The 18406-nt window shown below is 62.5% G+C and carries 21 protein-coding genes; 12 read left to right on the top strand and 9 right to left on the bottom strand.

The features are described from left to right. Positions 1-2 precede the first annotated feature (2 nt). Positions 3-221 (top strand): hypothetical protein, encoded by a 219-nt coding sequence (locus NKH89_RS17370; RefSeq protein WP_352482793.1) that lies wholly within the window; start codon positions 3-5, stop codon positions 219-221. Positions 222-264: 43 nt separating this feature from the next. Here NKH89_RS17370 and NKH89_RS17365 read toward each other — a convergent pair whose 3' ends face one another. Further along, positions 265-495: a hypothetical protein gene (locus NKH89_RS17365; RefSeq protein ID WP_352547441.1), complete on the bottom strand. Its 231-nt coding sequence runs from the start codon at positions 493-495 to the stop codon at positions 265-267. Positions 496-978: 483 nt separating this feature from the next. On the opposite strand from NKH89_RS17365, the gene NKH89_RS17360 reads away from it, so the two are divergent. The 9 genes from NKH89_RS17360 to NKH89_RS17320 all read left to right on the top strand — a co-directional run bounded on the left by NKH89_RS17360 (position 979) and on the right by NKH89_RS17320 (position 8820). Then, complete coding sequence (locus NKH89_RS17360; protein ID WP_352482791.1) at positions 979-1695, top strand: GntR family transcriptional regulator; 717 nt, start codon at positions 979-981, stop codon at positions 1693-1695. Next, on the top strand, positions 1695-2789 hold the full coding sequence (locus NKH89_RS17355) for an LLM class flavin-dependent oxidoreductase (protein WP_023716644.1): 1095 nt from the start codon (positions 1695-1697) through the stop codon (positions 2787-2789). The genes NKH89_RS17360 and NKH89_RS17355 overlap by 1 nt, the downstream gene beginning before the upstream one ends. Beyond that, on the top strand, positions 2789-3334 hold the full coding sequence (locus NKH89_RS17350; RefSeq protein ID WP_352909405.1) for a flavin reductase family protein: 546 nt from the start codon (positions 2789-2791) through the stop codon (positions 3332-3334). Before NKH89_RS17355 ends, NKH89_RS17350 begins: the two co-directional genes overlap by 1 nt. Positions 3335-3425: 91 nt before the next feature. Further along, complete coding sequence (gene dctP / locus NKH89_RS17345) at positions 3426-4403, top strand: TRAP transporter substrate-binding protein DctP (protein ID WP_352895233.1); 978 nt, start codon at positions 3426-3428, stop codon at positions 4401-4403. A 79-nt stretch (positions 4404-4482) separates the two neighbouring features. Beyond that, positions 4483-4995 carry a TRAP transporter small permease gene (locus NKH89_RS17340; protein WP_023716647.1) on the top strand — a complete coding sequence of 171 codons (513 nt, stop codon included), beginning with the start codon at positions 4483-4485 and terminating at the stop codon, positions 4993-4995. A gap of 3 nt (positions 4996-4998) precedes the next feature. Then, positions 4999-6309 carry a TRAP transporter large permease gene (locus tag NKH89_RS17335; protein WP_352482787.1) on the top strand — a complete coding sequence of 437 codons (1311 nt, stop codon included), beginning with the start codon at positions 4999-5001 and terminating at the stop codon, positions 6307-6309. Positions 6310-6335: 26 nt separating this feature from the next. Then, positions 6336-7049 (top strand): hypothetical protein, encoded by a 714-nt coding sequence (locus NKH89_RS17330; protein WP_352482785.1) that lies wholly within the window; start codon positions 6336-6338, stop codon positions 7047-7049. 43 nt (positions 7050-7092) lie between these two features. Continuing rightward, positions 7093-7851: an HpcH/HpaI aldolase family protein gene (locus NKH89_RS17325; protein WP_352493921.1), complete on the top strand. Its 759-nt coding sequence runs from the start codon at positions 7093-7095 to the stop codon at positions 7849-7851. 12 nt (positions 7852-7863) lie between these two features. After that, positions 7864-8820: a C-terminal binding protein gene (locus NKH89_RS17320; protein ID WP_352909403.1), complete on the top strand. Its 957-nt coding sequence runs from the start codon at positions 7864-7866 to the stop codon at positions 8818-8820. Positions 8821-9059: 239 nt separating this feature from the next. Here the strand turns inward: NKH89_RS17320 and NKH89_RS17315 are convergent, their stop codons facing one another. The 8 genes from NKH89_RS17315 to NKH89_RS17280 form a co-directional block, all read right to left on the bottom strand. After that, positions 9060-9491 (bottom strand): MaoC/PaaZ C-terminal domain-containing protein, encoded by a 432-nt coding sequence (locus NKH89_RS17315; protein WP_352482890.1) that lies wholly within the window; start codon positions 9489-9491, stop codon positions 9060-9062. A 49-nt stretch (positions 9492-9540) separates the two neighbouring features. After that, positions 9541-10617: a Gfo/Idh/MocA family protein gene (locus NKH89_RS17310; RefSeq protein WP_352909402.1), complete on the bottom strand. Its 1077-nt coding sequence runs from the start codon at positions 10615-10617 to the stop codon at positions 9541-9543. Then, complete coding sequence (locus NKH89_RS17305) at positions 10610-10939, bottom strand: L-rhamnose mutarotase (protein ID WP_352482780.1); 330 nt, start codon at positions 10937-10939, stop codon at positions 10610-10612. The genes NKH89_RS17310 and NKH89_RS17305 overlap by 8 nt, the downstream gene beginning before the upstream one ends. Positions 10940-10948: 9 nt before the next feature. Then, positions 10949-12061, bottom strand: coding sequence for a mandelate racemase/muconate lactonizing enzyme family protein (locus NKH89_RS17300; protein ID WP_352909400.1), 1113 nt, complete (start codon positions 12059-12061; stop codon positions 10949-10951). Between the two features lie 4 nt (positions 12062-12065). Then, on the bottom strand, positions 12066-13163 hold the full coding sequence (locus NKH89_RS17295) for an ABC transporter ATP-binding protein (RefSeq protein ID WP_023716655.1): 1098 nt from the start codon (positions 13161-13163) through the stop codon (positions 12066-12068). Between the two features lies 1 nt (position 13164). Beyond that, positions 13165-14031, bottom strand: a complete 867-nt coding sequence (locus tag NKH89_RS17290; RefSeq protein WP_352482777.1) for a carbohydrate ABC transporter permease — start codon at positions 14029-14031, stop codon at positions 13165-13167. A 2-nt stretch (positions 14032-14033) separates the two neighbouring features. Then, the gene (locus tag NKH89_RS17285) at positions 14034-14930 is read right to left on the bottom strand and encodes a carbohydrate ABC transporter permease (protein ID WP_352482776.1); all 897 of its coding nucleotides are present in this window, start codon (positions 14928-14930) and stop codon (positions 14034-14036) included. 142 nt (positions 14931-15072) lie between these two features. Next, positions 15073-16392, bottom strand: a complete 1320-nt coding sequence (locus NKH89_RS17280) for a type 2 periplasmic-binding domain-containing protein (RefSeq protein WP_352715849.1) — start codon at positions 16390-16392, stop codon at positions 15073-15075. Positions 16393-16550: 158 nt separating this feature from the next. On the opposite strand from NKH89_RS17280, the gene NKH89_RS17275 reads away from it, so the two are divergent. Continuing rightward, entirely contained in the window at positions 16551-17339 is a 789-nt protein-coding gene (locus tag NKH89_RS17275; protein WP_352482774.1) for an IclR family transcriptional regulator, read from the top strand. A 67-nt stretch (positions 17340-17406) separates the two neighbouring features. Continuing rightward, entirely contained in the window at positions 17407-18243 is an 837-nt protein-coding gene (locus tag NKH89_RS17270; protein WP_352909398.1) for an amidohydrolase family protein, read from the top strand. The last annotated feature ends 163 nt before the right edge of the window (positions 18244-18406 follow it).

Below are 18406 nucleotides of genomic sequence, written 5' to 3'. Positions count from 1 at the left end.
CCATGTCCACGTCGAAGAAAACTCCTGCCAGCATCCGCCAGGGCGGTCCCGGCGCCGCGCACGAAAACGCCAAGAAGCCGCTGAGCGTCGAAAAGCCGCCGGCCGATTCAGACCTGCGCAGCCACAGCAAGGTCTCCGGCGGCGGCGGCGAACGCGACAGCCACCATACCCATGACCCCGAAAAGAAAGGCGACACTCGGCCGGCGCATCAGGACAAGTGAAGTCGGGCGGCGACGCGACTACCGATGGGGCTCGAGCGAAATGTCAGCGGGGACGGCGCGCCAAGGCAATCGGCACGACGTTGTCGACATTGATCACCGGCAAATCGAACAGCATCGGAAGCCCCCGCGTCGCGGCCATTTCCACGATCAGCTCCTCGATGGAGTGATCGGTCAGAAGGGTTTCGACGCCCAGCCGGATCATCGCCGCCAGCTTGTGCACCGGCACCGGCACGGACTTCGCCCGGTCGTCGAGCAACTTGCTGATTTCGATCACGACGTCGGCGTCGATATTCCTGGGCAAGTCTCGCATAAGCGCCTCCCCGCCAAACGAAACGAAAAGCCCGCCGCACCTTTCGATACGGCGGGCGATCCAGTAATGCGCACCGGCGAGGGGATCGGGGGTGGGCGTGCCGGCGCGCGCAGATCGCAAGTAATTTTAGTTAAATCCGCCGACTTCGATGTGTCACGGAAAAACGTCTGTACGTTTTTTACCGAACCGCGCGGATCGTTAGCTGTCCCCGCCGTCGCGCGGCGCGGCAGCACAGACGGCGCGATCCTCTGCCCTCCGGACAGCGAGCTCAAACAGTATACATTATAGACTTGAAATATCTTGCCAGGTGATCCAGCCTGTGCTCCACTTGAGCCGGGAACATGGCTGACAGGTCGATTTCTGCCGATATATGGCTGCATTTCAACGGCACGACTGCGAGATCACAGCCTCAAACGATATACGAAATCTTCGCATGGGAAGGCGTGGATGACGGAAACGATAGAGCTCAAACGGGTTGGCGATGGCAATCTGCGTGCCCAGGTCTATCAACAAGTCCGGCTGACGATACAGCATGGCGAATTGGCGCCTGGCCAGAAGCTGGTCGATGTCGATATTGCCGCCCGGCTCGGCATTTCCAGAATGCCTGTCCGCGACGCCTTGATGCAGTTGGTGCATGAGGGCTATCTCGTCGGCACCACACGCGGCTTCACGCTGCCCACGCTTACCGCAACGGATGTCGCCGACATCTTCGAGGTCCGCCGGTTGCTCGAGCCGCGGGCCGCCGCGCACGCCGCACGGACACTTGACGCCGCTGGCCTCAAGACCCTGGCAGCCGCGCTCCGGGAGGCAGAGGCTGCGGCCGCAGATGGCGATGCCGACCGCTTTTTCCAGGCCAATTCGGCATTCAGGAATTGTTGGCTTGGCGCGGTCGCGAACGAGCGTCTTTCACAAACGATTGCCCGCTTCGCCGACCATGTACTCGTCGTCCGTTTAAGGACGCTGTCGCACCAGCCGACGCAGGCCGTGATCGTGGCCGGCATGCGCGCCATCTACGAGGCATTCGTCAAGCGCGACGCCGTCGCCGCTTACGACTGCATGACGCACTTCATTCAGAACGCCGAGGAGCGTTTCATGAAGCTGAGCCCACCGTTTCAAAACTCCGACGGCGAGGGCAAGAGCATGTCACGGCGGGGGAAATCATGATCAGGAAGCAGCACCCGCTGAAAGGGCCGAACAGGTTCAAGCTCGGCGTCTTTTCCATGAACGCCGATGGCGGCCTGGCAATGACCACCGTCCCCGAGCGCTGGCGTGCCCGCTGGGAAGACAACCTCAACTCCGCCTGCATCGCCGATCGCGCCGGCCTCGAGTTTCTGCTGCCGATCGCCCGCTGGCGCGGCTTCGGCGGTTTGACGCATGTGCGGGAATGGTCGTTCGAGACGTTCACCTGGGCGGCGGGTCTTGCTGTCGCCACCGAAAACATCGGCCTGTTCATGACGGTGCATGTGCCGCTGGTTCATCCGCTGCAGGCTGCAAAAGCGCTGGCGACGGTCGACCACATCTCCAACGGGCGTGCCGGCTTGAACATCGTCTGCGGCTGGAACCCGGACGAGTTCGCCATGTTCGGGCAGACGGTCGGCGAGCGGACCTACGATCAGGCCGAGGAATGGATCAACATCATCGTGCGTGCCTATCAATCGAGGGAGCCGTTCGACTTCAGCGGCGAGTTCTACGATCTGAAGGGGGTCGTCAGCCGCCCGCCAAGCCTGCAGGCGCCGCGACCGGTGACCATGAACGCCGCCTTCGGCGCGCCGGGGCGCAACTATGCGGCGCGCCACTGCGACTACCTGTTTTCGACTTTTTCCGAAATTGCCGACGGCCGTGCGCATGTGGTCGACATCACCAACCGAGCGGCCGAAGTCGGACGCGAAGTCGGCGTCTATACGGTTTGTCACGTCGTCTGCCGGGAAACCCAGCAGGAAGCCGAGGATTATTACCGGCATTACGCGCTGGAATGCGCGGACGAGGGCGCCGTCGACGAGCATATGCGCAAGAAGAAGGAATTCGCGAACTCGCATGATGCGAAGGCCTTCACCGAATATCGGCAAAGGTTCGCCGGCGGTGCTGGAACTTTCCCGCTCATCGGCACGCCGGAAAAGATCGTCGACGACCTCACTGCGATCATGGACCAGGGTTATTCCGGCGCCGCCCTCACATTCGTCAACTATACCTACGAATTGCCCTTCTTCTGCGACCGCGTGCTGCCGCTGATGCGCCAGGCCGGGCTTCGAGTAAATTGATGCCGGCGGCCGCCATTCCGACGCCGTGGGTGGATGGACACGACGCCATCAATCCGCGCGCCTTCAAGCAGGCAATGCGGGCCGTGGCGGGCTCGGTCGCCATCCTCGCGTCGGAACATGACGAGATCGGCTTTTGCGGCATCACGGCGACAGCACTCTGCTCGTTCAGTGCCGAGCCGCCTTCGCTGCTGGCCTGCGTCAACCGCAGCAGCACCTTTGCCTCGGCCATTCGCGAAGGCTTGCCCTTTTCGGTCAATCTGCCAGCCGGCGACCAGGAGAACGTTGTGCGTGCCTTTGGCGGCATGACCAAAGCCAAGGGGGCCGCGCGGTTCTCGTCCGGATCATGGGTGCGTGGCGAAACCGGCGCGCCCTTGCTTGTCGGCGCGCGGGCAATGTTCGAATGCCGGGTGGCCGAAACCATCGTGCGGGCGTCGCACATAATCGTCATCGGCGTCGTCTCAGGCGTCGCGCTGGATCGCGCTCACCGATCGCCGGTCTTCTACGCGCATGGACGGTTCCTGACAGTAGGAGATGATTCCAGTTAACCGCCGTTCGCGTGGCGGCGCAGCGATTGCAATTTCAGATCGGCCCGATCATGGGCCGGATCATGGGCGAACTATCAAAGGGAGTACGGCAATGCGCATTTGGAAATCCCTTGTTCTGGCTGCACTCATGTCGGGTGTGGCGGGTATCGCCACGGCCGACGAGGTCGTCCTCAACGCGGTGCATTTTACGCCGACGCAGAACGGCTACGCCCAGAGCTTCCTGAAGTTCGTTCAGAAGGTGAACGAAAAGGGCAAGGGCGTGGTCCAGATCAACGTGCGTGGCGGGCCGGAGGTCATTCCGCCGATCCAGCAGGGCGGGGCGCTCAGGAGCGGCCTGATCGACGTGATCGACACGCCGGCAGGGCAGTTCCTCGAGCTCGTGCCCGAAGGCGAGGTGTTCTCCGCATCGACAAAGACGCCGTGGGAGGTTCGCGAGAATGGCGGCTGGGACTTCATCAGCGGAATTTTCGAGAAGAAGGCCAATGCCCATCTGCTGGCGCATGTCGACGCGGGCTCGGGCTTCAACGTCTTCACCATCGACGAACCCAAGCTCAACAGCGAAGGCAGCATCGACTGGAGCAGCCTGAAGATCCGCTCGTCGCCGCTCTATCGCGATTTCCTTGAATCCCTGGGCGCAACGGTGATCGTGCAAGCGCCAGGGGACGTCTACACCTCGCTCGAGCGCGGCGTCGTCAATGCCAACGCCTATACCGTGTTTGGCTATGCGTCGTTCGGCTGGGACAAGTTCACCAAATACCGTGTCGACCCGCAATTCTTCAAAACCGACGTGCTGATCTCGATCAACAAGGCCAAATGGGACACGCTGTCGCCCGAGGCGCAGAAGCTGCTTGCCGACACGGCCGTCGAATACGAGCGCGCGAGCTATGACGCCAATCTTGCCGAGTCGGAAAAGCAGGCACAGGCGATGATCGACGGCGGGCAGAAGGTGATCAGCTTGACCGGTGCCGGCCGCGACAAATTCCTGGCGGCTGCCACGCAGGCGAGCTGGGCGAGAATGGCCAAACGCGATCCCACCAACATCGATCAGTTGAAGAAATTCTTCCAGTAGCCGAGCGGAGGCTGCCTTGTAAGCCCTCCATCAAAGCTGGGCAAAAGCGGGGCAACGGTGGACATGAGGGTCGTCGGACATGGACAGATTGTTTGCAGCGATTGCGAAGCTGAGCCTTGCGTTGGCGGCGACGGCAAAAGTGGTGCTTGGCCTCATCATCGTCGCGGTGGTTGCTGATGTATGCGTCCGCAATCTGGGCCTGAGGCCGCTTGCCTGGGCAGTATCGGCGACGGAATACGGCCTGCTTTACGCGGCATTCCTGCCGATGCCCTGGCTGGTCCACAGCAAGGGCCATGTCTTCGTCGAGTTCCTGCGCAAGGCGCTGCCGATGCGGGCTCGGGCGGTGCTTGAAAAACTGGTCTATCTCGCCTGCATCGGCGTCAGCCTCTACCTTGGCAGCGTCGCCTTGTTTTCCCTGACAAGCGCCGTGGCGGGCGGCGAATATGAAACGCGCAGTTTCGACATGCCGAAATGGCTGGTCTTTCTGCCCATCATGCTCGCCTTCTACCTCTCTGCGCTGGAATGGCTCAGATATCTCCTCGGCCGTGACACGCTGTACACGCTCGATCCGCTGGAAATGGAAGGGCTCTGACCGGTGGCCTGGCTGTTTCCATTCGCCGTGCTTGTTGGCACCATCCTCGTGTTGATGGGGCTTGGGCTGCCGGTCGCCTTCGCTTTCTTCGTCACCAATGTGATCGGGCTGTACCTGTTCTTCGGCGGTTCGATCGGCGTGACGCAGATGGTCGCCAACTTCTCCGACGCCGTCTCGACCTATGCGCTCGCTCCGCTGCCGATGTTTCTTGTCATGGGCAGCCTGTTCTTCCGCTCCGGCCTCGGCGAGAAGGTCATCTACGCGCTCGACCTGTGCATCGGCAATCTGCGCGGACGCCTCGCTTATGTCGTTCTCGCCGCCGGCACCATCTTTTCCGCGCTGTCGGGCTCGAGCCTCGCCAATACCGGCATGATGGGTTCGCTGATGGTGCCGGAGATGCTGAAGCGGGGCTACAAGCCGCATATGGCCTACGGCCCGGTGCTTGGCGCCGGAAGCCTTGCCGTCATCATCCCGCCATCCTCGCTGGCCGTCTTGCTCGGCTCGCTGGCCCAGATCGACGTAGGCGCGCTGCTCATAGCGGGGGCTTTGCCCGGGCTGCTCCTCGTTGTCATGTACGCGGCGCTGATCTTCGCACAGACGAAGATCGATCCGGACGCCGCTCCGCACTATCCGGTGCCCGCCGTTCCTGCGGCCGAGAAGGTGAGGGCGGTTGCCGTCAACATCATTCCGATGAGCGTCATCGTGTTCATGGTGGTTGGCACGATCATCCTTGGAATAGCGACGCCGACGGAATCGGCGGGGCTCGGCTGTGCCGCCGTGTTCGCCTTGTTGTTTGTCTACCGGCGGTTCAGCTGGTCGGTTGTCTGGAAGTCGCTGGACGATGCGATGAAGGTCACCGGCATGACCTTCCTGATCATCTCGGCTTCGACGACGTTTTCGCAGATATTCGCCTTCTCCGGCGCCTCCAACGGCTTTATCCAGTTCATCGTCGGCTATGATCTTGGACCGTATCCCATGCTGCTCATGATGGTGCTCGTCATCCTGCTGCTCGGCATGTTCATGGATCAGGTCTCGATGATGCTGATCACGCTGCCGATCTTCCTGCCGATCGCCCACCAATTCGGCTACGAGCCGGTATGGTTCGGGCTGATCCTGCTGCTCGCCTACGAGGTCGGCTTCACCACGCCGCCGTTTGGTCTGCTGCTGTTCATCATGATCGGTGTTGCGCCGAAAGGCACATCGCTCAAGACGGTTGCCATGTCAGCGGCACCCTACATCGCGCTGACGCTTTTGCTGATCCTGCTGATTGTCCTCTTTCCGCAGATCGCTCTCTTTCTTCCGAATTTGATCTAGTCGAACTCGATCCAGCAGGTGTCCAAATGCGCTTTGCCTATCTTGCTTTCTTCCATGATGACCGCGAGGCAAATTTGGCCATCGCCGGTGAAGACGTTGATGCCGTGCGGGGGGTGATTGCATCGACGCCGGGCCTTGCGCTTGCAAACATCTATCTGCCCGAAGTGGCGACGGACATGTTCAACAAGGATGGCCCACCGCCGGTCTTTGGCTTCCAGCTCTATTTCGACGAATTGGCGGACATGGAGGCGGCGCTGGCGCCGTCCGGCCATCTGCAGGCGCTTGCCGCACCGGGTATGCTGTCGAGCGTCGCCGGTTCGAGGCCGACGCAACAGGCTATGTGCGTGCGTCCGTTTCCCGTCGACGACGCTGGCGTCCAGACGTCGGGGCTCCCCTGCAGCTATCTTGTCCACTATCCCGGGCCGGCCGAAGACATGAATGTCTGGCTCTACCACTATGTGACGCATCATCCGCAATTGATGCGGGGCTTCCCCGGCATTCGCCACATCGAGGTTCTGTCGCGACTGGATTGGTGCGGTTCGCTGCCCTGGCCGCGCATCGACCATATGCAGCGCAACCGGGTCATGTTCGACAGCCCCGCGGCATTGACGCACGCCCTGCAGTCGCCGGCGCGGCTGGAGATGCGCGCCGACTACAAGACTTTCCCGCCGTTTTCAGGCGGCAGCCGGCATTTCCCGATGTCGACGGAAGCCGTGCATCCTTTGCCGCGGGCCACATAGCGCAAACAGGTTTTGCCGACGCCGAAAAATCTCTGGAGATTTCATGTACGACTTTCGCAAGAAATGTGTCTCTCTCGATCGCCTCATCGGCACGTTCTGCGCCATCCCGCACCCGGTGGCGGTCGAAGTGGCGGCCGCCAGCGGGGTCGATTTCCTGTGCATCGACTGGGAGCATTCGCAGATCGGCCGCGAACGGCTCGAGGATCTGGTTCGCGCCGCCGATGTCCACAAGGTTCCCGCGATGGTGCGCGTTCCCGGCCACACGCCGGAATGGATGGCGGCCGCGCTCGACGCCGGCGCGTCGGGCGTCCTGGTACCCCGCGTCTCGACGGCCGAGCAAGCCCGCATGGTGGTCATGGCCTGCCGTTACCCGCCGGTCGGCGCACGCGGTGTCGGCCCGGGCCGCGCCGCCGGCTATGGCTACAGGATTCCGGACTACCTCAAATCGGCCAACGAGGTCCTGACGGTCGCCATCCAGGTCGAGACGGCAGAGGGCCTCGCCAACATCGACGACATCGTCCAGGTCGACGGCGTCGACGTGGTCTTCATTGGCCCCGGCGACCTGTCGGTCTCGATCGACGCCATGGGGCCGGCCGGCCAGGACAAGCTCAATGCCGCTATCGTCAGGATTGCGGCCGTTGCGCGCGCGGCCCGCAAGGCCGTCGGCATCTTTCGCCCTTCGGCGGATGATGTCGGCAAATGGTCGCGGCACGGCATCAGCTTCTACATGCTCGCCAGCGACACGATGTTTCTCGGCGCCGGCCTTGCCGCCGGTGTCGTCTCGGCGCGCAACGCCTCATAGCAAGAGTCCGGCATGAAGATCATCAAGACCGACGGCGTATTGTCAGTCGAGGAAGAGCAGCTACGCTACCTCGACGGCTTGAACGCCGAGTTTGTCGAAAAGACGCTGCTCACGGAAGATGCCCTGATCGAACACTGCCGCGACGCCGACGCATTGATGGTATTGCGGGAGCCGATCACGGCTCGCGTTTTGGCCGAACTGAAGAACCTCAAGGTCATCGGGCGGTTCGGCGTAGGGCTCGACTCGATCGATGTCGAGGCCGCCAGCCGTGCCGGTGTTCAGGTAACCTACGTGCCGGATGCCAATCTGGTGGAAGTCAGCACCCACGCCATGGCCCTGATCCTGGCCTTGACGCGCAGGCTGAAGCAGTTCGACAGCGCGGTGCGCGCCGGCCGCTGGGCGGCGATGACCGACGGTGCCGGCATCATGCGGCCGGACAGGCAGATTCTCGGGCTGATCGGCTTCGGCCAGATCGGGCGCCTGACTGCCGAGCGGGCGCGGGTCTTCGGCTATCATATCATCGCCTACGACCCGCATATGCCGGCAGAGCGCATCACGGCCGGCGGTGCCGAACCGGTCGGCTTCGACGAGCTGCTAGCCAGGGCCGACATCGTCTCGCTGCACGTTCCAGCGACACCGGAGACCAGAAACATCATGTCGGCGGATGCCCTGTCGCGGATGAAGGAAGGAGCGATATTCATTAACGTGTCCCGCGGCGGCCTCGTCGACGAGGTCGCGTTGGCGGATCTGATCCGGCGCGGCCATCTGGCAGGCGCGGGCATCGACACGTTCGAGCAGGAGCCGCCTTCGCCCGACAATCCGCTGCTGGCGCTGGACACCGTCCTGGTCAGTCCACACGCGGCGCACTACTCGACGCAGTCTTACGCGGAGGTTCGCAACAAGGTGTTTGCCGACGTCGCAGCGGTCCTGCGCGGCGGCAAGGCGGTATATCCGGTCAACCGGGTGTGACCAATTCCCGATGCCGGCACCATCCGCTGCCTGCCGACAGTTCCACCTTAACGTTCCGGGGCAGGCAGCCTTGAACGCGACCTCGGCAAGCGGATAAAGACGGGAACGGGTGAAGTGAATTCGCATTTTTTGCCGACAGCGCCACATTTTGTTCTTGCTTTGTGCCGGCAGCTATGCTACTAATTTACGTATGGTGCTGATTCGCACCGAGGACCCGCCGCAAGGCGGTTTTTTTTGTTTCAGGTTTCAGCGCCGTCCGTCGAGGCCCTGCTCGGCTTGTTGCGGCGCTCGACGATGTAGATGTGGTCGGCGACCAGCACCACGTTGCCATGCTGGTTGATCACCTCGCAGCGTTCCACGACCCGGCCTGAATCGGGTCGCTTCGGGTCGTCTTCCTTGGCCGAGATGGTGGTGCGGGTCCTGATCGTATCGCCGATGAACACCGGCTTGATGAAGCGCAGCCGGTCGTAGCCATAGGAGAAGGCGACCGGGTTGACGACGCTTGCTGTCAGCCCGACGCCGACCGAAAAGACCAGCGTGCCGTGCGCGATGCGCTGGCCGAACGGCGTCGTCTTCATGAACTCGGCGTCCATGTGATGGGGAAAGAAATCACCGGTATGGCCGGCATGGACGACGAAATCGGTCTCGGTGATGGTGCGCCCGCTGGTCATGCGCGACGAGCCGATCTGGTAGTCCTCGAAATAGACAGTCTGCTCCAAGTCAGGGCCTCGCCGCGATCGGTGTTGCCGGCGCCGCGCTCGATTGGTAGGCGGCTTCGACCAGCGCCATGGTGTTCCAGCCGTCCTCGACGGAACTGACAAGCTCGGCGTCCTCGCCCGACGCGTAGCGCTGGACATTGGCCATGCGGCCGGCAAAGGCGTCCGGAAACCATGCGCCGACGAGTGGAACCGCAATCCAGTCCTTGCCGCCTTTGGGGTAGATTTCGAGGATGTCCGGCTCGCCGCGCGGATAGTCGAGGTTGACGCCCAATTTGAGGTAGGCGGCGCCTTCGGTGCCGCAGATGCGGAATTCGCAGGCCTGGTGTTTTCGACCGAATTTGTGATCGTGGTTGATCGACAGTGCACAGCGCACGGTGTCGCCATAGTCGAGGATCGCGCTGGTGCGCGTTTGCGCAACCTTATGGCCGGGATGGCCGAGCGTCTTGGCGTGAACCCCCTTGGGGTCGCCGAGCAATTGCCGGATCAGGTCGAGATAATGGATCGAATGCATGGCGATCTCGACGCGCGGCGCCTGCAACAGGAATTCCCAGAGCTGCCAGGGTGTCGCAAGCGCCAGCCATGCGTCGAAATCGACCACGTCGCCCAACCAGCCCTTGGCGATCGCATCCTTGAGCGCCAGCATCATCGGCGCGAACCGCAGCTGGAAATTCACCGCGGCCTTGAGGTCTTTGGAGCGGCAGATTTCGAGGATGTCAGTCGCCTCGGTGAGATTGCTCCCCATAGGCTTCTGGATCAGCGCCACCGCACCATCGGGCAGCGCCCTGAGCACGCTGGCATGATAGGCCGGCGGTGTCGCCAGATCGAAGACGGCGTCCTTTATTGACGCAGCTTCTTCGACCGACCGGTAAGCGGTGACGCCCCATTTCTGCGCCAGTTTTTCGGCCTTGGCCAGGTCGGGGTCGAACAGCCCGGCAACCGGGAAACCGGCTTTCCCATAGGCCGGGAAATGCGCATCGCCGACGATCGAGCCGGCGCCGAAAATCACGATCGGCCTGGGCTTTGACGGTTGTGCCCAGGCCTGGGAAAGCGAGGCAGGATCGAAAATGTCATCAGTCATAATGGAAAACTTCGTCCATCGACGCCCACCACTCGCCCTCCTTGCGGGTCGGCAGCGGCTCCTGGCACGGCATGCACAGCGCCCACCATTCCTGCGTCGTGGGATCGGCGGCCATCTTGGCCATGTCGGCGGCGAAATCGGTGCCATGGTACTCGAAGGTGCTGAACAAAAGGTGCTCCGGCTCCCTCAGATAGATCGAATAATTCTTGATGTTGCAGGCGGAAATCATCTTGAGGACGTCCGGCCACACAGCAGCGTGAAGCCGCACATATTCGGCGACTTTCTCCGGCTTGAGGCCGAGCACCATTCCGATTCGCTGCATGTCCGCCTCCTATTTCGCTATCGTCGTGGTGAATTCCGCGATGCTCTTCGCCTTGATCGCATCCCAGTCCCAGTCGATGCCGATGCCTGGCTCGTCCGGCGCCAACGCGTGCCCGTCCTCGATACGCATTTTCTTGCCGGTCAGCTCGTCGAGCTGGGGAATATACTCGACATATCTGCCGTTCTGAACGGCGCATGTCAGGCTGACATGCAGTTCCATCAGGAAATGCGGGCAGACCGGTATGTCGAACGCCTCGGCCGCGTGCGCGACCTTCAGCCACGGCGTAATGCCGCCGATGCGGCCGACATCGACCTGCACGATCGAGCAAGCGCCCTTTTGCATATATTCGCGGAAATGCCGGATCGAATAGAGCGACTCGCCGATGGCGATCGGCGTCGATGTGGCACTCGACAGCCGCGCATGGCCGTCAATGTCGTCGGCCGGCAGCGGCTCCTCGATCCAGGCGAGGTCGAGCTCACGCAGGCGCTCGGCCCGGCGGATTGCCTCGTCGACCGAAAAGCCCTGGTTGCAGTCGGTCATGATCTCGTAGGAGTCTCCGACCGCCCGGCGCACCGCCGTCAGCCGAGCAAGATCCTCGGAACCGTGCGGCTTGCCGATCTTGACTTTCGAGCCGCGAAAACCCTTGGCCTTGGCGGCCAGCGCATCCGCGACCAGCGCCTCGGTCTCGATATGCAGCCAGCCGCCTTCGGTCGTGTAGAGCGGGCAGCGGTCCTTGGCGCCGCCGGCCAGCTTCCACAGCGGCAGTCTCTGTTTCTTCGCCCGCAGGTCCCAAAGAGCAGTGTCGATGGCCGCCAGCGCGATTGCCGTGATCGCGCCGATCGTCGTGGCATGGGTGGCGAACTCCAACTCGCGCCAGATCGCCTCGATCATGTCGGCGTCGCGGCCGATCAGCCGCGGCGCAAGGTGGTCGGCCAGCAGTCGCATCACCGACGAGCCGCCGGTGCCGATCGTGTAGCTGTAGCCGGAGCCGACCGCGCCGTCGGCATCGGTGATGGTGACGATCGGTGTTTCCTGGCTGACAAAACTCTGGATGGCATCGGTGCGCTTGACCTTAGGCACCAAGTCGACCATGCGCAGTTCGACTTTCTCGATCTTTGCCATGATTTTAACCTCGCAATGTCTTGCCCGTTTCAGCAGAAAACAGATGGGCCTGCGACAGGTCCAGGCTCATCTTGACCCGGTCGCCGGCTTTGAGCGGCTTTGGATTGAGCATCCGTGATACCCAGTCGCTGCCGTTGAATTCGGCGAACACCAGCGTCTCATTGCCGAGCGGCTCGGTGACGGTCACCGGCAACTCGACCTGGTGGACGTCGACATCTTCGCCGGAGCTGATGCCGTGTCCGGTCGGATAGATGTCGTCGGGCCTGAGGCCGAACACGACCTTGTCGCCGGTTTCGACATTGGCTTTGAACTGGCTGGGCAGAGGCAGCTTCTCGCCGCTGGCGAACAGCAGCTGTCCGTCGTCGACAACCGCCTCATGCAGGTTCATCGGTGGCGAGCCGATGAAGCCCGCGACGAAGCGTGTCTGCGGCCGGCGGAAGACCTCGTCGGGTGTGCCGACCTGCTCGATAAAACCGTCACGCATGATGACGATGCGGTCCGCCAATGTCATCGCTTCGACCTGGTCATGGGTGACGTAGATCACCGTCGACTTGACCTTGGCGTGCAGCTTCTTGATCTCGGTGCGCATCTGCGTCCGAAGCTTGGCGTCGAGATTGGAAAGTGGCTCGTCGAACAGGAAGACATCGGGATCGCGCACGATGGCGCGGCCCATGGCCACGCGCTGGCGCTGTCCGCCGGACAGCTGCGACGGCCGGCGGTCGAGCAACTGGTCGAGGCCGAGAATGCCGGACGCTTCGGCGACGCGACGGTCCATTTCTTCTTTCGCGGCGCCGGCGATCTTGAGCGAGAAGCCGAGGTTTTCGCGCACCGTCATATGCGGATAGAGCGCGTAGGACTGGAACACCATCGAGATGTTGCGCGAGCGCGGCGGCAGGTCGTTGACCATGCGGCCGCCGATCTCGATGACGCCGTCGCTGATCGCCTCGAGGCCGGCGATCATGCGCAGGGTTGTCGACTTGCCGCAACCGGACGGCCCGACCAGCGCGATGAACTCGCGGTCGGCGACCTCGAGATCGATGCCGTGCACCACCGCCACCGGGCCGTAGCTTTTGGTGAGATTCTTGAGCGATACGGTTGCCATGTCAGCCTTTCACCGCGCCGGAAGTGAGGCCGCCGACGAGGTGTTTCTGGACGATGAAGGTAAGCGTGAGCGCCGGTATGACCATGACCACGGCGAGCGCGCACATGCCGCGCCAGTCGATGGTGAATTCGGCCGTATAGTCGAGCAGGCCAACCGGCAGGGTCTTGGAGTTAATCGAGCGTGTCAGCTGCGAGGCCAGCGCGAACTCGTTCCACGAGGTGAGGAAGGCAAAGATTCCGGCCGAGGCGATGCCGGGCCCGGCGAGCGGAAACTCGACCTGCCAGAAGGCCTGCCAGCGCGTGCAGCCGTCGATCTGCGCCGCCTCGGCAAGGTCTTTCGGTACCTGGCGGAAAAAGCCGTCGATCAGCCAGATGGTGAAGGGCACATTGAGCGCGACATAGACCAGGATCAGCCCGAAATGCGTGTCGATGATGCCGAGCCGCGCAAAGACGAAGAACAGCGGAAGGGACAGTGCGATGCCGGGCACCGTGCGCGTCAGCATCAGGCCGAGAAACATCGCCGACTTGGCTTGGAAGCGATAGCGCGCAAAGGCATAGCCGCCCGCCATGCCGATGGCGATGGCGATCAGCGTCGAGGTCACCGAGATGATCAGCGAATTGCGGAAATAGTCGAGCACCGGAATGCCGCCCTTGCCGACGCCGCTGAACATGGCGACGTAGGCATCGAGCGAGAGTTGCTGCGGAATCCACACCGGCGGCTTGGCCATGATCTCGACAGTCGGCCGCAGCGACGACAGCACGATCCAGATGCCGGGCAGGCAGATGACCAGCATGGCCAGGAACAGCCCGATGCCATGGACGATCCGGAGCGCTTTGTTGCCGGCGCGATGCAGGCTGTTCTGGTCCATCCTCACCACTCCGCCGCGATCTGCGTGCGCGCCGCGGCGAGCTTGCGGTAGAAATAGACGGTGAACAGGATCGACAGCAGGATCGAGAAATAGGCCATGGCATTGGCCATGCCCATTCTGGCATCGCCATAGGCGGTGCGGGCGACCAGCGTCCAGACCAGCTCGGTGCGGCCGGCAGGGCCGCCGTCGGTCATGATCTTGACGATGTCGTAGGCGCGCGCGACGTCGAGCGAGCGGATGGTCATGGCGATGAAGGCAAACGGCATGATGAACGGCCAGGTGACATAGCGGAATGTCTGCCATGGCGTGCAGCCGTCGACGCGGGCCGCCTCGACGGGTTCGCGCGGCATCGCCAGCAGCCCGGCCAGGATGAGGATCGCGAACACCGAAGTCGACGACCAGATCTCGGCGGTCAGGATGGCGATGAAGGCGAGATTGCCGTCGATCAGCCACGGGATGGCGCGATCGGTCAGGCCGAGCGCCTGCAGGGCGTTGTTCACCAGGCCGATATTGTCGTTGAACATGAATTTGAACTGGAAGCCGACGAGGATCGGCGAAAACATCATCGGAAACATCATGATGGTGCGCAGGACTCGCTGGCCGCGCGAGGCTTTTTCCACCAGCAGGGCCAGCCCGAGCCCGATCAGCATTTCCAGGTTGAGCGCCACCGTCAGCAGCACCACAGTACGGGCAAAGGCGATCCAGAAATCGCGGCTGGTCAGGATGGTGACGTAGTTGCGGGCGCCGATGAAGACCCAGAACGTCTCAGGCCTGGTCAGCCGGAACGGCGTGAAGCTGGAGTAGAGCGACAGCAGCAACGGCACCACCACCACGGCCGCCAGCACGATCACCGCCGGCAGCAGGAGCAGCAATGGTGGCGAGGGTCTCCAGCCTTTCATGACGATCCGGTTCTGGTTGGTGCCCGGACACCGAAGCCCGCCATCGGCGAGCTGGGATCAAGACAAAGCGGGTTGCGCATGGTTCGAAAAAAGTTCGGGGGCGCCGCTCTTCAATGAGCGCGGCGCCCCCTTGGGAGAATGGTCAAAGCTTGCCGGCGTCCTCGAGGATCTGGGTGGCCTTGGCGGCAGCGTCGTCCAGCGCCTGCTTGGAGGTCTTGTCGCCAAGGATGGCGGCCTGCAATTCGGGATAGACGGCGTTGGAGATTTCGATCCATTCAGGTGTCTGCGGCACGGCGAAAGCGTGCTTTGCCTCTTCCTGGAAAGCCGCCAGCACTTCCTTCTTGTAAGGATCGTTTGCCGCCTGCTGGATGTCCCAGTCCCACACCGCCGTGCGGGTCGGCAGAGGTCCGCTTGCCGCCTCGAGCTTCTGGCTGTCCTCATTGGTCAGGAACCAGACCAGCGAAGCGGCCGCTTCCTTGCTGGCGCAGTTTTCGGTGACCGAAAACCCGTGGTGCCCCGACCAGCCGGTGCGAATGCCGGCCGATCCCTTCGGCGCCACCTTCACGCCGACATTGCCGGCGACCTTCGACGACTTTGGATCGTTGAAGAAGCCTGCCCAGCCAGGCCAATCGAGGTTGATGGCGACGGTGCCCGAGGCAAAACCCTGGCCGAGATCGTCCCACAGATAGTTGGTGGTGCCGGCCGGCACCGCCTTGGCCTTGTAGAGATTGACGAACCAGTCGAGCGCGTGCACGCCGGCCTCCGAGTTGAAAGCGGGCCTGCCGTCCTTGTCGAGGTATTCGCCGCCGTCGGCGATCAGCATCTCGTAAAAACGGCCGTTGATCGCCTCTTCCTTGCCGGCGAACTGGGTGCCATAGAAATCGGGCGGGCTGGCGAAGAATTCCGCCTGCTGGGCGACCTCGTCCCAGGTGTCGGGCGGTGTCAGTTCCTTGCCGTACTTGGCCTTGTAGGCGGCCTTCTTGGCTTCGTCCTGGTAGAGGCTCTTCTGGTAATAGAGCGCCGAGACATCGAACTGCGCGCGCGGCAGCATGACCAGCTTGCCGTCGAGCGTCGAGGCCTTGATCGTCGACGGCACGAAGGCGTCGATCTCCTCCTTCGGCAGCAGCTTGTTCAGGTCGGTGTAGATATCAGGATATTGCGGCGCGAAGGACGAGTGGTTCGAGCCGACGCACCAGTTGATGCTGCCGGAGGCGATGTCCGACTTGATCTCCTTGTCGAGCTCGAAGTGGTTCTTCTTCGAGATCACGTTGACCTTGGCGCCGGTCAGTTTTTCCCATTCGCCGATCCGCGCGTAGAGCCCTTCATATTGCTGGCCGCCGATCAGCTTGGCGTCGATGGTGACGCCGTCGAATTTGCCGGGCAGTTCGGCAGCAAGGGCAGCACTAGCACCAAACGCGAGTAGCGTTACGCCGGCCGACAGGCCGCAAAACAGTTTCGTCATTGGTATCCTCCCAAAGAGCCTGCATCGATCGCGTAGCGAGGTCGATCGGCAGCTTCATTCATATACAAACAAAACATTTATAGGATCGTCAAGCCGAAAGTTCTTTCGGAAGCAAGGCTGTTGCGTATATGAAAAGTGAAATTCACTGGAGAGGCGCAATGGCAGAGGACGAGGAAGACGACCGGTATCGAGCCCCGGCGCTGGACAAGGGGCTCGACATCCTCGAGCTGCTGGCCGGCGTCGACGGCGGCCTGACGCAGGCGGAAATCGCCAAGAAACTCGACCGTAGCCCGAATGAGTTCTATCGCATGCTGGATCGGCTGGTGCGGCGCGGCTACGTCACGCGTCCTGATGGCGACCGTTATTCGCTGACGCTCAAGCTGTTTGGCCTGGCGCAGCTGCACGCGCCGGTGCGCCGGCTGGTTTCCTATGCGACGCCGCTGATGCGCGAGCTGGCCGAAACCTCACAGCAGGCAAACCAGCTCGTCGTCTTCGATCGCGGCTCCGCGGTGGTTATTGCCCAGCAGGAGGCGCCGGATTACTGGGGCATCTCTATCCGCGTCGGCTCGCATATCAGCCTGTTCGACACCGGGTCCGGCCATGTGTTGCTGGCGTTCCGCCCGTCGGAAGAGCGGCAGATGATGATCTCCGAACATCTGCGCAGCACCGACAAGCCACCGCAATCGCCAGAGTTTTTCGCCCGCCTCGACCAGATTCGTGAACGCGGCTACGAGATGATGGCGTCGATGCAGACGGCCGGCGTGTTCAACCTGTCGACGCCCGTTCTCGGCTCGGACGGCAAGGCGATCGCCGCACTGTCGATCCCGTACATAACCCTGGTCAACGCACCCAAGGCGCCCGACATCACCAGGACCATAGAGCTGTTGCTGGCAGCGACCGAAAAGCTGTCGCAACTGGCGGGATCGACTGTCAAGCAATCGCGATGAATTCTTATTTGAATGAAGAATTTCTCCGTGAGATGATCTCGAAGTCGCCAAGGAGGAGCGCGCCGCCATGATTGTCGACACCCATCTGCACCTGATCGACCAGTCCGCCCTGCGCTATCCATGGCTGGCCGGCGTGCCGGCGCTCAACCGCGATTTCCCCTACGACGAATATGCAGTCCAGGCCCGTCGCGCTGGCATCGACGGCGCGTTCCATATGGAGGTCGATGTCGATCCAGCCGATATCGAGGCCGAAACCGGCCATGTCAAAGCGCTCTCGCGGCAAAAGGGCAGTTTGCTGAGGGGAGCGATTGCCTCCTGCCGTCCGGAGGAGCCCGGCTTTGCCGCTTATTTGGAAACGCAGCGCGCAGATCCTTTCGTCAAGGGCTTTCGCCGTGTGCTGCACGTCATGCCCGATGAGCTGTCGGAGGGCGCGCTGTTTCGTGAAAACATCAAGCGGCTAGCCGGCAGCGGCCTGACCTTCGATCTTGTCGTTCTGCCGCACCAGATCCCCAAGGCGATCGCACTCGCCGATCTCGCGCCGGATGTGCAGTTCGTGCTCGACCATTGCGGCGTGCCCGACATCAAGGGCGGTGCCGAGCACCCCTGGCGCGAGCATATGGCGGAGATCGCGCGGCGCCCGAACGTCGTCGGCAAAATTTCTGGTGTGGTCGCCTATGCGGATGCCGGATCCTGGACTGTCGAAACGCTGCGTTCCTACGTCGAGCACACCATCGAATGCTTCGGCTGGGACCGCGTCGTGTGGGGCAGCGACTGGCCGGTCTGCACGCTCGGCGGCGGGCTTGCGACCTGGATTGCGGCAACGCACGCGCTGCTCAGCGGTGCCAGCGCCGATGAGCGGCAAAAACTGCTGTCAGGCAACGCCAAGCGGCTGTGGAGGTTGTAAGCGGCTCAGATCGTCGCCGACACGTGCCGCTCGCGGCCGTAGAGCGAAACCAGGAGCACGATGACCAGGCCAAGTGCCGCCTGCACGGTCGAAGGCCGGAAGCCGAGCCCGATCAGGACACGTCCTGTGCGCAGGCTATGGTCGTGACCGATGCAAGTGCGGT

Source organism: Mesorhizobium sp. M0923 (assembly GCF_040319365.1).
Lineage (GTDB): Bacteria > Pseudomonadota > Alphaproteobacteria > Rhizobiales > Rhizobiaceae > Mesorhizobium.
Note: the sequence above shows the minus strand (reverse complement) of the source record. Positions and strands in the feature narration are given on the sequence as shown.

Bases quoted from the DNA above. Each gene is read 5' to 3' on its own strand.
- NKH89_RS17280 (WP_352715849.1), bottom strand. From the start codon at position 16,392: ATGACGAAACTGTTTTGCGGCCTGTCGGCCGGCGTAACGCTACTCGCG.
- NKH89_RS17350 (WP_352909405.1), top strand. From the start codon at position 2,789: ATGCCGGCGGCCGCCATTCCGACGCCGTGGGTGGATGGACACGACGCC.
- NKH89_RS17295 (WP_023716655.1), bottom strand. From the start codon at position 13,163: ATGGCAACCGTATCGCTCAAGAATCTCACCAAAAGCTACGGCCCGGTG.
- NKH89_RS17340 (WP_023716647.1), top strand. From the start codon at position 4,483: ATGGACAGATTGTTTGCAGCGATTGCGAAGCTGAGCCTTGCGTTGGCG.
- NKH89_RS17330 (WP_352482785.1), top strand. From the start codon at position 6,336: ATGCGCTTTGCCTATCTTGCTTTCTTCCATGATGACCGCGAGGCAAAT.
- dctP (WP_352895233.1), top strand. From the start codon at position 3,426: ATGCGCATTTGGAAATCCCTTGTTCTGGCTGCACTCATGTCGGGTGTG.
- NKH89_RS17315 (WP_352482890.1), bottom strand. From the start codon at position 9,491: ATGACCAGCGGGCGCACCATCACCGAGACCGATTTCGTCGTCCATGCC.
- NKH89_RS17275 (WP_352482774.1), top strand. From the start codon at position 16,551: ATGGCAGAGGACGAGGAAGACGACCGGTATCGAGCCCCGGCGCTGGAC.
- NKH89_RS17270 (WP_352909398.1), top strand. From the start codon at position 17,407: ATGATTGTCGACACCCATCTGCACCTGATCGACCAGTCCGCCCTGCGC.
- NKH89_RS17305 (WP_352482780.1), bottom strand. From the start codon at position 10,939: ATGCAGCGAATCGGAATGGTGCTCGGCCTCAAGCCGGAGAAAGTCGCC.
- NKH89_RS17360 (WP_352482791.1), top strand. From the start codon at position 979: ATGACGGAAACGATAGAGCTCAAACGGGTTGGCGATGGCAATCTGCGT.
- NKH89_RS17290 (WP_352482777.1), bottom strand. From the start codon at position 14,031: ATGGACCAGAACAGCCTGCATCGCGCCGGCAACAAAGCGCTCCGGATC.
- NKH89_RS17310 (WP_352909402.1), bottom strand. From the start codon at position 10,617: ATGACTGATGACATTTTCGATCCTGCCTCGCTTTCCCAGGCCTGGGCA.
- NKH89_RS17325 (WP_352493921.1), top strand. From the start codon at position 7,093: ATGTACGACTTTCGCAAGAAATGTGTCTCTCTCGATCGCCTCATCGGC.
- NKH89_RS17320 (WP_352909403.1), top strand. From the start codon at position 7,864: ATGAAGATCATCAAGACCGACGGCGTATTGTCAGTCGAGGAAGAGCAG.
- NKH89_RS17300 (WP_352909400.1), bottom strand. From the start codon at position 12,061: ATGGCAAAGATCGAGAAAGTCGAACTGCGCATGGTCGACTTGGTGCCT.
- NKH89_RS17370 (WP_352482793.1), top strand. From the start codon at position 3: ATGTCCACGTCGAAGAAAACTCCTGCCAGCATCCGCCAGGGCGGTCCC.
- NKH89_RS17285 (WP_352482776.1), bottom strand. From the start codon at position 14,930: ATGAAAGGCTGGAGACCCTCGCCACCATTGCTGCTCCTGCTGCCGGCG.